Raw genomic sequence first — 14,606 nt, 5'->3', positions numbered from 1 at the left:
AAAAAATGCAGATTGAATATCAATCAGATGTAGGAAGACGACGTAACACAAATCAAGACTATGCCAGTGTATTTACCAGCCGTTCAGGTCTCAAGCTTGCTGTATTAGCAGACGGGATGGGTGGTCATCGTGCCGGAGACATTGCCAGTCAGATGGCGGTAACGAATCTAGGCGAAGCTTGGGAAAAACAAGAAGCTGTTGACGATGAAAAAATCGCCCAATGGTTCATTCAATCGATTCAAGAAGAAAATATGCTGATTTATCAGCGTGGACAAGAACAGCCGGAATATAACGGTATGGGAACAACAATCGTAGCGGCCGCTCTGTCAGATGACTGGTTCACGATTGCCAATGTTGGGGATAGCAGAGCTTATTTGATTCGTGAAGATAAAATCATGCAATTGACGGAGGATCATTCTTTAGTCAATGAACTAGTCAAATCAGGAGAAATCAGCGAAGAAATGGCAGTGAACCATCCAAGGAAAAATATTTTAACACGTTCTGTCGGCATGCCTGGAACAGTCGAAGTAGATGTTTCTACTCATCTTTGGCAACTAAAAGATCGACTGCTGTTATGTTCAGATGGCTTGACGAACATGCTGTCTGAAGAAGAAATAGGAACGATCATCAATCAAGAAGGCCCATTGTCTCATAAAGTAACTGAGCTGATTGATCGTGCCAATGAAGCAGGCGGAGCGGATAATATCACCGTTCTTCTTATCGAATATAAGGAGGACAGTGTATGATCGAGTTGGGCAAAAAATTAAATGGCCGTTATCAAATCACTGGAAATATCGGTAGCGGTGGTATGGCAAATGTATTTTTGGCGCACGATTTAATCTTGGATCGTGATGTAGCAGTTAAAGTCTTACGATTTGACTTTCAAAATGACCAGACCGCGATTCGACGATTTCAGAGAGAAGCTTTAGCAGCAACAGAACTCGTTCATCCAAACATTGTTAGTGTTTACGATGTTGGTGAAGAAGACAACATGCAGTATCTGGTGATGGAATACGTCAAAGGAATGGACTTGAAACGATATATCCAAACACATTATCCTGTTCCTTATGAAACAGCAGTAAATATTATGCAGCAGATCCTTTCTGCTATTTCTTTAGCTCATAACCATCAAATCATCCACCGAGATTTGAAACCCCAAAATGTACTGATCGATAATGAAGGTGTTGTAAAAATCACGGATTTCGGGATTGCTATCGCTTTATCTGAAACATCGATCACGCAGACGAATACGATGCTAGGATCTGTTCATTATCTGTCCCCTGAGCAGGCCAGAGGAAGTATGGCAACGAAGCAGTCAGATATTTATGCTTTAGGGATCATCCTTTACGAGATGTTGACGGGTAGCGTACCGTTTGATGGTGAATCTGCTGTAACAATTGCTTTAAAACATTTTCAAGATGATCTTCCATCTATAAAAGCACTTGATCCAAATGTGCCACAAGCACTGGAAAACGTGATTTTACGGGCAACGGCTAAAGAACCTGCAGACCGTTATAAGTCAGCCGAGGAAATGTCTGATGATCTTTCTACAGTATTATCACCAGCTCGTGCAAACGAAGAAAAATGGCAGCCTCATGTGATGGATAATGAAACAAAAGTTATCACACCCCTTACGGAAGATGCACCAATGCCTGATTCATTCAAATCTATGCCTCTGCCAAAAGACAAGCCAGAAAACGAAACCTTACCAGAGGAGGAAGAAGTTCTGCCTGATCCTAAAAAGAAAGGACAGAAAAAATGGTGGCTGATCCTATTAGCTATTCTTGCTGTTTTAGGAATCGGAACAGCTGTATTCTTTGCTTCTGGAGGGCGAGGAGAAGTTGTTGTTCCTGATGTTTCTGATCTTTCTGAAGCTTCTGCTAGAGAAACACTCGCAAAAGCGAAATTAGAAGTAGCAACAAAAACAGAAGAAATTGCAGATGACAAAATCGAAGAAGGTAATGTAGTGAAGACAGACCCGGCAGCGGGAACGACAGTCAAGCAAAAACGCGAAGTCACTCTGTATATTAGTAGCGGCACGAAAAAAATCAAATTAGATGATTACAGTGGTAAAAGTTATGAAGATGCCGAAGCAAGTTTGAAAGAATTAGGGTTTTCTGCTGACTTGATTCAAAAAGAAGAGGAATTCAGTTCAGAGGTAGAAAGCGGAATGATCATTTCGCAATCTCCATCAGAAGATACAGAAGTCGATCCTAAAACAGACACGATTACTTTCACAGTCAGCAAAGGACCAGAAACAGTGACTTTGAGTAGTCATGTAGGAGAAAACTACGAAACTGTTCGTAATTGGCTTGTTACACAAGGATTCAATATCAATAATATTAGTGCTACTTATGACTATAGCGACACTGTACCATCAGGTTCGATCATCAGTCAGGATCCAGCCTCGGGTGAAGTTGTAGCAGAAGAAACTTACATCAATTTTGTCGTAAGCCAAGGAACAGAGCCTAAATTGAATGATATCTCCGGCTATACAAAAAGCGAAGCACAAAGTTATTTAGCTAGTGTCGGTGCAGAATATATCGGGCATGAGACTTCCGAATATTCAAACACGGTGGATAAAGATAAAGTGATTCGTACAGTACCAGGGGCAGGAACGACAATTACCAAAGGAATGGTTGTGAACGTAATTTACTCTAAAGGACCAGATCCAGCGTCTTCTAGTTCTGAAAAAGACTCTTCAGACAGTTCTAGCAGCTCAAGTAGCTCCAGTAGCACAAGCAACTCTTCAAAAGAAGAATCTTCCAGCTCCACAAGTTCATCAGCTAGCACCTCAGAAAGTTCAAAATAAGTGCTGAATAAAATATATCAGAAGGGAATGCGACATTGATTTGTTGCATTCTCTTTTTTGTGTTTCTATCTCTTTTGATCAATTTTCAAGCCTTATACTTTGAGAAGTTTGCATGGAATAACACCTACTTTCCTCTTCGTATGGTAAAATAAACAAAAACGGAGGTGGCACTTATCAAAGGACAAATCAGAAAAGCAATCAGCGGTTTTTACTATGTATACGCAAACGGAGAGACCTATCAAACAAGAGGAAGAGGAAATTTCCGGAATCGGAAAATCACGCCGCTTGTCGGAGATCAGGTGATCTTTGAGAGTGAAAATCAAACAGACGGCTATCTTCTGGAAATCTTGCCGAGAAAAAATCAATTAGTTCGCCCACCAGTCACAAATGTTGATCTTGGAATCATTGTCACAAGTATCGTAGAGCCTGCATTTTCTTATAATCTACTTGACCGCTTTCTAGTTACCTTGGAATACGAGTCGATCGAACCGATTATTTTTTTGACAAAGACCGACTTGTCAGACGACCCAGAAAAAATCGAAGAGATCAAGCAAACCTATACTAAAATAGGCTATCCGGTGATTGTACCCAATCATACGGGTGATACGACAGAACTGATCCGTTACTTCCCAGAACGGCTATCGGTCTTTATGGGTCAGTCTGGAGCAGGAAAATCGACGCTACTGAATCAAATATCACCGGAACTGAATTTAGCAACAGGAGAGATTTCTGATGCACTTGGAAGAGGACGGCATACAACACGTCATGTGGAACTGATTCCTATCTATGGTGGGTTAGTAGCAGATACACCAGGATTTAGCTCGATTGACTTTTTGACAATTGAAGCAGGAGAACTGCCGAGACAATTTCCGGAATTTGTAGAAGCTTCTGTCCATTGCAAATTTAGAGAGTGCATGCATGCTAAAGAACCTGGCTGCGAAGTAAAACATAGAGTAGAAACAGGTGGTATCGCACAGACACGTTACGACAATTATTTGCAATTCTTACAAGAAATCGAAAAAAGAAAACCAATGTATGCAAAAAAAGAAGGTAAACGAAAATAGGAGGAAACAAGAATGAAGATAGCACCATCCATTTTGAGTGCAGATTTTGCCAATTTACAAAGAGACATTGAGTTAGTGGAAAAAGGAGGCGCAGATTACATCCACGTAGATGTAATGGATGGCCAATTTGTCCCAAATATCACATTAGGGCCAAATATTGTTCAGGCAATCCGTCCTGTTACTAAATTACCGTTAGACGTCCATCTGATGATCGTTGATCCAGAAAACTACATTCCAGCATTTGCAAAAGCTGGAGCAGATATCATTACTGTCCACGTCGAAGCAACTCCTCATATTCATCGGGCACTTCAAATGACAAAAAGCTTAGGAGTTAAAGCTGGAGTAGTTATCAATCCAGGAACACCAGTCTCCATGATCAAACATGTTTTGCCTTTGGCTGATCAAGTACTAGTCATGACTGTCAATCCTGGGTTCGGCGGACAAAGCTTTATTGAAGAAACAGTAGAAAAAATTACGGAACTCGCTGATCTACGTAGAGAGAACAATTGGACTTATGCAATCGAAGTAGATGGCGGAATCGTTCCAGAAACAGCAAAAATCTGTAAAGATGCAGGGGCGGATGTCTTCGTTGCAGGATCATATATCTATGGAGCCGAAAATCCAGTCGGACAAATCGAACGATTAAAAGAGGCATTAGACTAAATGAAAATTTTATTAGCTGCTGGAGGTAATCCGCAAAACTGGCCGCAGTCTCTGCTGTCCAAATACGATGCCTATGTCGGGATAGACCGTGGTGCGCTGTACCTGCTTCAAGCAGGCTACCCAGTAGATCTGGCAGTGGGTGATTTTGATTCATTGTCGAACGAAGAGCAGAAGGAAGTATTTGCAAAAGCCAAAGAGTATACCCGTTCCCCTGCAGAAAAAGACGATACAGATACACAGTTAGGTATCTTAAAAACATTTGAACGTTACCCGCAAGCGGAAGTCACTTTGATTGGAGCTACGGGCGGAAGATTGGATCATCTTTTAGCCAATCTCTGGTTAGGTATGGAACCTCGCTTCAAACCCTTTGCCCATCAGCTTATTATCAGAGATTGTCAAAATTATTTGTCTTATTATTTGCCTGGAGAGCATATAGTAAGACAGATACCAGATATGAAGTATTTAGCTTATTGCTGCTTGACTCCCGTCTCGAATCTTACATTAAAAGGCAGCAAGTATGTATTGGAAAATAAAGAAGTAGAATATCCGACATCTTATGCAAGTAACGAATTTCTTTCAGATACCGCAGAATTTTCTTTTTCAGATGGTATGATTGCAGTTATTCAAAGCAAAGATTGATCCATAAACAAATAAAAAAATTTGTCTTTCAGGCTAAAAATGACAGAATCTATTATTTGCTAAAAAAAAGCTTAAGAGGAGCAACTTACCTTTTGTTTCACGGCATTTAGTGATAAAATTGAACACAAGAGTCTAATTAATTCGAGGTGTCTTTGTGAAGAAGTTCAATCCTAATAAAAATATTATTATTACCTTGGTTATTGTTATCATCGTGGTGACGATACTAAGTGTGACCGCTGCGCAGCGAGCGAATGAAGGAAAGCCCAATTTCTTCCAATCCATCGTTAATGACAGTGTTGCAATGGTTGATAAAACAATCTCTGCCCCAGTACGGTGGGTACGAAATGGAGTAGATTCTGTCCATAATCTTTTTTCAACTTATGCCGAAAATGAGCGGCTAAAAGAAAAAATCGATAGCTATGATGACGTTTCACAGCAAAACAAGAATTACGAGAGAGAAATCGAAGCGTTGAAAAAAGAACTTGAGTTGAATCAGACGCTGACTAGTTACGAAAAAGTAACGGCAAATGTCATTACTCGTTCGCCTGACAGTTGGCAGGACATGCTGATCGTAGACAAGGGTTCTAAAGACGGTATCGAAGCAAATATGGCAGTCATGTCGCAAAAAGGATTGATTGGCCGAGTGATCGAGGTCAATACGGCTTCGTCTAAAATCGAATTACTGTCATCCTCTAATGAAAGCTCCAATCATTTTCCAGTACGGGTATCTTCGGCTAATGGCGAAGCGTTTGGTTTGCTTAAAAACTATGATGAAAAGCTCCATGCCTTAGTGGTGACCCAATTAACTGGTGATACGGATATCAAAGAAGGGGATGTTGTCCAGACATCCGGTCTTGGAGGGAATTCTCCAGCTAACTTGCCGATCGGTACGGTTATTAAAACGAAACCAGATAGTTATGGGCTGGATCGGGAAGTTTATGTGAAACCTTATGCAGAAATGTATGACGTGTCAGTTGTGACGATTGTCCAACGGCTAGCGGAGGATTAGTCCATGTTGAAGAAAGAAACAATGAAGTACTATCTGCCAATCGTTTTGTTCTTTTTGATGTTGATAGATGGTCATTTAACAAGAATGCTAGGGGAGTGGTCGAAAGGCACCTATATGTCAAATGCCCACTTTCTGATATTGGCATTATTATGTTGCAGTATGGCGTTTGAAAAACGTTATTTACTGATTACCACGATTGTTCTCGGGGCTATCTATGACGCTTACTATATTGGCGTTATCGGTATCTATGCAGTAGCTCTCCCTTTAATTGTATGGTTGATGTATGTAATGAAAGACGTTATCCATGTCAACATCTTTACTGAATTTTTCAGTATGATCATCTTTGTCACGGGTTATGAATTGTTTACGATGGTGGTCCAGTTGATTTTTAAATTAGCAGTAGTAAATAACACGTATTTTATTACAAGGTTTTTAGGACCTACACTGCTGTTGAACATGATTATATTTGTATTATTCATTTTTCCATTTAAGAAATTATTCAGTGATGAATAATTTCTTTTTTTATTTTTAGGTCGAAAGCGAAAAAGAATCGTTGTTATCTTAAGAAATGCTAGACTTAACGCGGCTTTTTCATGATCATTTTCTGAAACGAACAGTTTTGTCATTTTTAAAAGTTGTTTTGAAACATTTTTGTAACATAACTATTATATCGTTGACATACTGCTATGGTACAATTTTTATATCGTTAAGAAAGACTTAAATATATTTAGATATTTATTAAATTAAGCCAGTCGGAGGAATGAAGAGTGAAAAAGAGTTTAATATCAGCAGTAATGGTATGTTCAATGACCTTGACTGCCGTAGCATCACCGATCGCTGCCGCGGCGGACGATTTTGATTCTCAGATACAACAGCAAGATCAAAAGATTGCAGACTTGAAAAATCAACAAGCAGATGCACAATCACAAATCGATGCCTTAGAAAGCCAAGTTTCTGAAATCAACACACAAGCACAAGACCTATTAGCAAAACAAGATACATTGCGTCAAGAATCTGCACAATTAGTAAAAGACATTGCAGATTTACAAGAACGTATTGAAAAACGTGAAGATACAATCCAAAAACAAGCACGCGAAGCACAAGTAAGCAACACAAGCTCAAACTACATCGATGCTGTATTGAATGCTGATTCATTAGCAGATGCTATTGGACGCGTTCAAGCAATGACAACGATGGTAAAAGCAAACAACGACTTGATGGAACAACAAAAACAAGATAAAAAAGCTGTAGAAGACAAAAAAGCTGAAAACGATGCTAAACTAAAAGAATTAGCTGAAAACCAAGCTGCTTTGGAATCTCAAAAAGGCGATCTTTTATCTAAACAAGCTGATTTGAACGTACTGAAAACTTCATTAGCTGCTGAACAAGCAACTGCTGAAGACAAGAAAGCTGACTTGAACCGTCAAAAAGCTGAAGCTGAAGCAGAGCAAGCTCGTATTCGTGAACAACAACGTCTAGCAGAACAAGCTCGTCAACAAGCTGCACAAGAAAAAGCTGAAAAAGAAGCACGCGAACAAGCAGAAGCTGAAGCACAAGCACAAGCTACTCAAGCTTCATCTACTGCACAAAGCTCAGCAACAGAAGAATCATCAGCTACACAATCTTCAATGACTGAAGAATCATCATCAGCTACACAATCTTCAGCAACAGAAGAATCAACAACACCTGAATCTTCAACAGAAGAATCAACAGCGCCTGAATCTTCAGCAACAGAAGAATCAACAACAGCGCCTGAATCTTCAGCAACAGAAGAATCAACAACAGTGCCTGAATCTTCAACAACAGAAGAATCAACAACTGTACCTGAATCTTCAACAGAAGAATCAACAACACCTGCGCCAACAACACCATCAACAGATCAAAGTGTTGATACAGGAAACGGCACAGGAAGTAGTACTCCGGCTCCAACGCCAACACCAACACCTGAACAACCAAAACCTGTAACACCTGCTCCAGCTCCTTCTGGAAGTGTGAATGGTGCAGCAATCGTAGCAGAAGCTTACAAATATATTGGTACTCCATATGTTTGGGGCGGTAAAGATCCAAGTGGCTTTGACTGCTCAGGGTTCACACGCTATGTTTACATGCAAGTAACTGGTCGTGACATCGGTGGTTGGACAGTTCCTCAAGAATCAGCTGGAACAAAAATTTCAGTTTCTCAAGCAAAAGCTGGAGACTTGTTATTCTGGGGATCACAAGGCGGAACTTACCACGTAGCGATTGCTTTAGGCGGAGGACAATATATCCATGCTCCTCAACCAGGCGAAAGCGTAAAAGTTGGTTCAGTTCAATGGTTTGCCCCTGACTTTGCTGTCAGCATGTAAGAATGATTAATCAAAAAGAGTTAGCCCATTCTGGACTAACTCTTTTTTTATTGTGATAAAATAGAAATCAGATAAATTCTTCTGTCAATTCCATGAACGTTTGGATATCTTCAGTCACCATGTCGATACCTGCTTGCCAAAAATCTGGTTGGGTAAGATCGACATTCAAATGTTTCTTCGCAAGATCTTCCGTCGTCATTGAGGCAGTATCGCGTAGTAAATGGATATATTCTTCTTCAAAATTTGCTCCCTTTTGGTTGGCGTAAGCATAGATGCCCAAACTAAAGAGGTAGCCAAATGTGTATGGGAAGTTATAAAACGGTACGTCATCAATAAAGAAATGCAATTTTGCAGCCCAGAAATATGGATGGTAAGTAGCTAAAGCTCCTTGATAGCCTTCTTTTTGCGCCTCAACCATCATCTCTGTGATCTTATCTTCTGAGACTAATCCTTCTTGCCGTGCTTCATAGAATCGATTTTCAAAAATGAATCGGGAATGGATATTCATGAACATAGCTAAAGCATTTTGCAGTTTTGTATCTAGCAAATTGATTTTTTCTTCTTTTGTTTTTGCGACTTTTAATGTAGCATCGGCTACGATCAGTTCTGCGAATGTACTTGCTGTTTCTGCGACATTCATGGCATATTCGCGATTTAAAGAAGGTAAATCCCACATCGTGCTGCTATGGAAAGCATGTCCTAGTTCATGAGCAAGTGTCGCAACCTCATTAACAGAATTACTGTAGGTCATAAAGATCCTTGATTCTTTTGTTTCTGGTAACTCAGTACAATAACCACCAGGACGTTTCCCAGGACGATCTTCTGCTTCGATCCAGCTCTTTTCAAAAGCAGATTGGGCAAATTTAGCCATTTTTGGACTGAATTTGTTAAAGTTTTCGATAATAAATGCTGCTGCTTCGTCAAAACTAAAGGTTTTTTCTTTCAAATCGCCTAAAATAATAGGTGCATCTTGATCTTGCCATTCCATTTTTTCTTTACCGAAAAGATTAGCTTTTCTAGTCAAGTAATCAACAAGGGGTTGTTTGTTTTTCTGGATTGTATCCCACATGACAGACAATGTTTCTTTCTTCAACCGATTGTACTCTAATGGTTTTTGTAGAAAATCTGTGACACCATGAAGTTCATAGTCAGAAAGTCTAAAACCATCTAAATGATTCAAAGTATCCGTGAAGAGGGGTGCCTTTTCTTTCCAGGCTTCTTCCCATGCTGCGAAAAGTGTTTCTCTGATTTTTGGATCTGGATCGCCCATCATCTTATTGAAGGCTTGTCCAGCAGATAATTCGACTACTTGTCCATCTTGTTCGAAGGGAATCGAAATGCTGGCTACAATCGTATCATAATGACTGCTCCAAGCATTTAGACCATCTAAAGAAAGCGTATTTATAATGTTTTCTTCAGCTTCTGATAATAATTGTGAGCCATCACGACGAATCTCGTTTAAACGAAAAGCAATTGTTTCAAGCGAAGATTGAGAAAGCATCTGATTCCAATCATTGTCAGATATTTCTGCAAATTTCTTTGACAATACAGTTTCGGCTGATTGCAGACGAGGCAGCATTGCGTAAAGCTTGCCCGATAAGACCTTTGCATCTGAATCATTGACATTGGCAGAAAGCAATGCAGTAATATAGCTGCTGCATTGGGTAAAGCCATTCGTAATCGTTTCTTGCAATTGAAGAATAGCGTTTAACTGCTCTGCATTGTCAGAACTAGGTGACCATTTTGTTACGCGGTGATAATACTCGTTCATTTGGTCTTCCAATTGCTTCATCCGTTGGTTCAAAGCATCAGAATGACTGCCTCCGGAAAAAATAGAATCTAGATTCCAATTTAATGAATAAATCATGAAAAAACTCCCTTCATATTGTAATACAAAATTAAGTATAGCACTTTTTTATGGAAGAAGTCTCTATGAAAATGATTGTTGTTTCTTCAAAAAAAGTCTAAGATAAAATACAGAGGTGACTTATGAATTCTTCAAAAAAACAAATGAAAAACGGAAATATTTATTTAGTAATCGCACTGATAGTCGTTATAATCTTATTTTACAGTTCTTCTCAAACTTACGGACAGCAATCACAAGTTTCGCGATTAGAAAGCTGGCTGCCTAATCAGCCATTTAAAGACACATTAGCGGGTATACGTTTTAATTATGGTGGAAGTATGGTGAGTATCGACCATCTGGGCTACGCCAAATTTTTAGAGTTCTTTTTAAGGAAGGGCGCACATTTCGGTACCTATTTTATTTTGGGAGGCAGCTTGTTTTTAGGTGTTTTCCCCAAACTAAAAATTTGGTGGCTGACAGCGATCCTTGCTTGGCTTTCAGCAACAGGGTACGCAGGTTTGGACGAATTCCATCAGATGATGACCGGTGGACGAACACCTATGTTCCAAGATGTCATGTTGGATTCGATCGGTGCTCTGACTGCTGTGATATTATGTGTGCTTTTTGCGGCATTCAAGAAGCGTTTATAGATTGGCTGTGGCTTTGTTTTTTTGTGAAATAGTACTAGAATAGAAGTGTATTCTCAAAAGAACAAGGGAGGAAAAATCATGTCAGGACATAGTAAATGGCATAATATCCAAGGAAGAAAAAATGCCCAAGATGCAAAACGAGGGAAAGTCTTTCAGAAACTTTCTCGTGAAATTTATATGGCAGCTAAAGCAGGCGGTCCTGATCCATCTATGAATCCAGCTTTGCGGCTTGTTGTGGACAAAGCAAAAGCTGCAAATATGCCTAACGACAATGTGGAACGGGCGATTAAAAAGGCTACGAGTGCCGTAGATGAAACGAATTACGATGAAATCACGTATGAAGGATATGGTCCGGGTGGAGTAGGAATCTTAGTCCATGCATTGACAGATAACCGTAATCGGACAGCGACAAATGTCCGAGTAGCTTTTACTCGAAACGGTGGATCACTGGGAGAAACGGGTTCAGTCAGTTACTTGTTTGACCGCAAAGGATATATCGCTATTGAACGCGATGGGTTGACTGTTGATGAAGAGACGATGTTTGAGGATGTATTAGAGGCGGGGGCAGAAGATCTGCAAACTTCTCCTGAAGTATTCGAGATTTATACTGCACCAGAAGATTTTGCTGCTGTACGAGATGAGTTGGAAAAAGAGTTCACTTTGGCGCAAACAGAATTGACGATGATTCCACAAACGACGATTGATTTAAATGAGGAACAAAAAGAGCAATTGGAACGTCTAGTAGATAAGCTAGAAGACGATGATGATGTTTCAGAAGTCTTTACTGCTGCTGAAATGTAAGTAGCACATGGTTAGATAATAAAAAGAAAACACCTGTACCAATCGTACGGGTGCTTTCTTTTTATATATTATTTTTGTTAGAAGACCAATACAGGCGTTCCTTTTTCGACCATCCCGAATAATTCCTTCATTACACTTGGTGGGGTGTTGATGCAGCCGTGTGAACCGCGGGTTTTCCATAAGTCTCCACCGTATTCAGGTTGCCAGTCTGAATCGTGGATACCAACACCTGTCCAGTCAATCGGCATCCAGTAGTTTACCGGACTCTCGTAAGGTGTTCCATCGTCATTTGTTCCTTTTAAAGTTGCATCTTCTTCTTTATTCCAAACATAGAAGACTCCAGCAGGTGTAGGTGTAGTTGGCTTTCCGGAAACGATATCTGTTTCAAGGGCCACTTTTCCGTCTTTGTAATACCACATATGCTGGTTCTCCAGATCAACTTCGATATACGTATCTTCGATCAATGGATGATCAGCGGTTGTGCCACCTTGCACAATGGGTGAACGAGTAAAATCTTGGCCTGCCAGAATCGCTTTTTTCAATGCTTCTGTCTCGCTGTCTGTTTGGATCGTCCAACTGTAAGTGCCAACTGGGACCGTAACTTCTCCTCTTTTTGTACTTTTAAATTTTGTGTCATTCGTACTTGTGTTATACTTTGTGCCTAAATCTGTTACATATTGACGTACTTGTTCTGTATCTAAATCGACTTTTCCATCATTGTAGGTCAGCCAACTCATAATATCACTTGATGGGATCTGGAAAGTCTCACCGTTTATACTGTAAGTAGCTTTTACATTTGCGATAGCATTCATGGATGCGAGTTGTTCTTTCAGTGAGCTGTCTTCAGATGTTACTTTTGGTTTTTCTTTGAATTCAGTCAATTCAATTGTATCTTTACCAGAGTTTACCGCACTTTTTAATTGTTTGACCGCAGCATCGACGTCGATCGTATTTCCATTGACTTCAGGCTTGATAACGAAAGAGTCACCTGCTTTTTCGATCGTTGCATCAGTAGTAGGTGTCCGGTCTTTGTTCAAATCAGTCAGCTTAGTTGTCAATGTCTGAACGGTAGTGTCTAGTTTTTGGTGGTTTTGACTGACAGGATCTATTTCTTGTTTTTCTGCCGCTGAGACATAAGTCATTCCCCAAGTCCATCCGTTTTGTTCATTTAGGATCGGAGAAAGCTCCGAAGTGAAATCATCTTTGTAGCCGAGCTCGGATTTTGGTACTTCCTGCCAGACTTTTCCATCTTCTTTAATAGCCAGTTTTTTATCAGAATAAGCTTCTTTTAATTTTTCATTTGCTTTTTCGACTGTTAGATTGCTGACATTTATTCCATTTATTTCTGTATTCGGCAAAAAATGCTTTGTGTAGTATGTACTGCGATAGGTATAAAAGCTGATCAGCACTAAGAGAACACCAAGAGCTGAAAGCAAAGCAACATGTTTCGATTTTTTTCGATGCGAAGATCTTGTCATATCGACAACTCCTTAAGTAAAAGTTTAGGGTGGAACGGTCTCATGATAGCATAATTTAGAGGAAAAGACGAAGGTTATCTCTACTTTATGAAAAAATTTAGAAACCATAAGGGTGATAAAATAAAAAAACGGAAAACACCGAATAGATGTTTTCCGTCATGTTCAAAGATTATTCAGCGTCTAGTTTAGCAAAAGCTTCATCTAGAATTTCTTTTAATTGCTTAGCAGAAGCAGCCATACGGTCTTGCTCGCTGTCACTTAAAGGAATTTCGATTACTTTTTGGATACCTTGACGGTTGATAACAGCAGGTGCACCAATGTAGATGTCGTTCAATCCATATTCGCCATTCATGAATACTGATAAAGGAAGAACAGCATTTTCATCATCTAAGATGGCACGAGTGATACGTGCTAATGCTACTGCGATACCATAGAAAGTAGCGCCTTTTTTCTCGATAATTGTGTAAGCAGCGTCACGTACGCCAAAGAATAGGTTAACCATAGCTTCTTCATCGATTTCTGGGTTGTTTTTTACCCATTCATAGATTTGCAAGCCGGCAACATTTGCATGTGACCAAACTGGGAATTCTGAATCTCCGTGTTCACCTAAGATGTAAGCATGGACGTTACGTGCATCAACGTCAACTAATTCCGCAAGTGCTTGACGGAAACGAGCTGAGTCAAGAGAGGTACCTGAACCGATTACGCGTTCTTTAGGGAAACCTGAGAATTTCCAAGTTGAGTAAGTCAAAATATCTACTGGGTTAGCGGCAACTAAAAAGATACCGTTAAATCCTGATTCAACGATTTGTGTGACAACATCGCGGTTGATTTTTAGGTTTTTGTTTACTAAGTCTAAACGAGTTTCACCTGGTTTTTGTGGTGCGCCAGCTGTAATAACAACTAAGTCAGCATCATGTGCGTCTGCGTAAGTAGCAGAATAGATTTTTTTAGGTGAAGTAAATGCCAAAGCGTGAGACAAGTCAATTGCGTCTCCTTCAGTTTTAGCAGTATTGATATCCACGATACCTACTTCTTGAGCGATATTTTGAGTAACTAGAGCAAAGGCATAGCTAGAACCTACGGCGCCGTCTCCAACAAGAATAACTTTTTGATGATCTTTTTTTTCTGCAGCTGCAGTCATTTAGTATCAATCCTTCCATTGATTTGTTTTTTCCCATGCTTATGCTAACATTTCTCAAGCCCCATGTCACGCTATTTGGCTATAAAATATAACAGATAACAAGGTTGTATTATATGTAAAAGCTTACATGTGCGTTATTTCACTATTTTTATATA

At 39.8% G+C, this 14,606-nt stretch carries 13 protein-coding genes; 10 read left to right on the top strand and 3 right to left on the bottom strand.

Going from position 1 to position 14,606, the window contains the following annotated elements:
* Positions 1–5 precede the first annotated feature (5 nt).
* The 8 genes from OZ002_RS06650 to OZ002_RS06615 all read left to right on the top strand — a co-directional run bounded on the left by OZ002_RS06650 (position 6) and on the right by OZ002_RS06615 (position 8,532).
* On the top strand, positions 6–746 hold the full coding sequence (locus OZ002_RS06650) for a Stp1/IreP family PP2C-type Ser/Thr phosphatase (RefSeq protein WP_002287376.1): 741 nt from the start codon (positions 6–8) through the stop codon (positions 744–746).
* Positions 743–2,812: a Stk1 family PASTA domain-containing Ser/Thr kinase gene (gene pknB / locus OZ002_RS06645; RefSeq protein ID WP_002287377.1), complete on the top strand. Its 2,070-nt coding sequence runs from the start codon at positions 743–745 to the stop codon at positions 2,810–2,812. Before OZ002_RS06650 ends, pknB begins: the two co-directional genes overlap by 4 nt.
* Before the next feature lie 164 nt (positions 2,813–2,976).
* Positions 2,977–3,876 carry a ribosome small subunit-dependent GTPase A gene (gene rsgA / locus OZ002_RS06640; protein WP_002287379.1) on the top strand — a complete coding sequence of 300 codons (900 nt, stop codon included), beginning with the start codon at positions 2,977–2,979 and terminating at the stop codon, positions 3,874–3,876.
* 12 nt (positions 3,877–3,888) lie between these two features.
* On the top strand, positions 3,889–4,539 hold the full coding sequence (gene rpe, locus OZ002_RS06635; protein ID WP_002287380.1) for a ribulose-phosphate 3-epimerase: 651 nt from the start codon (positions 3,889–3,891) through the stop codon (positions 4,537–4,539).
* Positions 4,540–5,178: a thiamine diphosphokinase gene (locus tag OZ002_RS06630; RefSeq protein WP_002287382.1), complete on the top strand. Its 639-nt coding sequence runs from the start codon at positions 4,540–4,542 to the stop codon at positions 5,176–5,178.
* A gap of 154 nt (positions 5,179–5,332) precedes the next feature.
* Entirely contained in the window at positions 5,333–6,187 is an 855-nt protein-coding gene (mreC, locus tag OZ002_RS06625; protein ID WP_002296044.1) for a rod shape-determining protein MreC, read from the top strand.
* 3 nt (positions 6,188–6,190) lie between these two features.
* Entirely contained in the window at positions 6,191–6,700 is a 510-nt protein-coding gene (gene mreD, locus OZ002_RS06620) for a rod shape-determining protein MreD (RefSeq protein WP_002287385.1), read from the top strand.
* Positions 6,701–6,954: 254 nt separating this feature from the next.
* Positions 6,955–8,532 (top strand): C40 family peptidase, encoded by a 1,578-nt coding sequence (locus OZ002_RS06615; protein ID WP_002338733.1) that lies wholly within the window; start codon positions 6,955–6,957, stop codon positions 8,530–8,532.
* A gap of 67 nt (positions 8,533–8,599) precedes the next feature.
* Here OZ002_RS06615 and OZ002_RS06610 read toward each other — a convergent pair whose 3' ends face one another.
* Positions 8,600–10,399 (bottom strand): M3 family oligoendopeptidase, encoded by a 1,800-nt coding sequence (locus OZ002_RS06610; RefSeq protein WP_156249305.1) that lies wholly within the window; start codon positions 10,397–10,399, stop codon positions 8,600–8,602.
* 122 nt (positions 10,400–10,521) lie between these two features.
* Here OZ002_RS06610 and OZ002_RS06605 point away from each other — a divergent pair, with 122 nt between their 5' ends.
* Positions 10,522–11,028 carry a VanZ family protein gene (locus tag OZ002_RS06605; protein ID WP_002287389.1) on the top strand — a complete coding sequence of 169 codons (507 nt, stop codon included), beginning with the start codon at positions 10,522–10,524 and terminating at the stop codon, positions 11,026–11,028.
* Between the two features lie 78 nt (positions 11,029–11,106).
* Entirely contained in the window at positions 11,107–11,829 is a 723-nt protein-coding gene (locus tag OZ002_RS06600; protein WP_325082968.1) for a YebC/PmpR family DNA-binding transcriptional regulator, read from the top strand.
* A gap of 77 nt (positions 11,830–11,906) precedes the next feature.
* On the opposite strand, the gene OZ002_RS06595 is transcribed toward OZ002_RS06600, so the two are convergent.
* Both OZ002_RS06595 and OZ002_RS06590 read right to left on the bottom strand, forming a co-directional pair.
* The gene (locus tag OZ002_RS06595; protein ID WP_002298179.1) at positions 11,907–13,307 is read right to left on the bottom strand and encodes a L,D-transpeptidase family protein; all 1,401 of its coding nucleotides are present in this window, start codon (positions 13,305–13,307) and stop codon (positions 11,907–11,909) included.
* Positions 13,308–13,476: 169 nt separating this feature from the next.
* Positions 13,477–14,451 (bottom strand): L-lactate dehydrogenase, encoded by a 975-nt coding sequence (locus OZ002_RS06590; RefSeq protein ID WP_002287399.1) that lies wholly within the window; start codon positions 14,449–14,451, stop codon positions 13,477–13,479.
* Positions 14,452–14,606: the final 155 nt, after the last annotated feature.

It is taken from the genome of Enterococcus sp. E4-150 (assembly GCF_035726465.1).
GTDB classification, from domain to species: Bacteria; Bacillota; Bacilli; order Lactobacillales; family Enterococcaceae; genus Enterococcus_B; species Enterococcus_B faecium.
The sequence above is the reverse complement of the archived record's forward strand: the minus strand, read 5'-3'. Positions and strand labels throughout refer to the sequence as shown.

Coding starts and splice junctions, on each gene's coding strand:
- OZ002_RS06650 (WP_002287376.1), top strand. CDS start 6: ATGCAGATTGAATATCAATCAGATGTAGGAAGACGACGTAACACAAAT.
- pknB (WP_002287377.1), top strand. CDS start 743: ATGATCGAGTTGGGCAAAAAATTAAATGGCCGTTATCAAATCACTGGA.
- rpe (WP_002287380.1), top strand. CDS start 3,889: ATGAAGATAGCACCATCCATTTTGAGTGCAGATTTTGCCAATTTACAA.
- OZ002_RS06630 (WP_002287382.1), top strand. CDS start 4,540: ATGAAAATTTTATTAGCTGCTGGAGGTAATCCGCAAAACTGGCCGCAG.
- mreD (WP_002287385.1), top strand. CDS start 6,191: ATGTTGAAGAAAGAAACAATGAAGTACTATCTGCCAATCGTTTTGTTC.
- OZ002_RS06610 (WP_156249305.1), bottom strand. CDS start 10,399: ATGATTTATTCATTAAATTGGAATCTAGATTCTATTTTTTCCGGAGGC.
- OZ002_RS06605 (WP_002287389.1), top strand. CDS start 10,522: ATGAATTCTTCAAAAAAACAAATGAAAAACGGAAATATTTATTTAGTA.
- OZ002_RS06600 (WP_325082968.1), top strand. CDS start 11,107: ATGTCAGGACATAGTAAATGGCATAATATCCAAGGAAGAAAAAATGCC.
- OZ002_RS06595 (WP_002298179.1), bottom strand. CDS start 13,307: ATGACAAGATCTTCGCATCGAAAAAAATCGAAACATGTTGCTTTGCTT.
- OZ002_RS06590 (WP_002287399.1), bottom strand. CDS start 14,451: ATGACTGCAGCTGCAGAAAAAAAAGATCATCAAAAAGTTATTCTTGTT.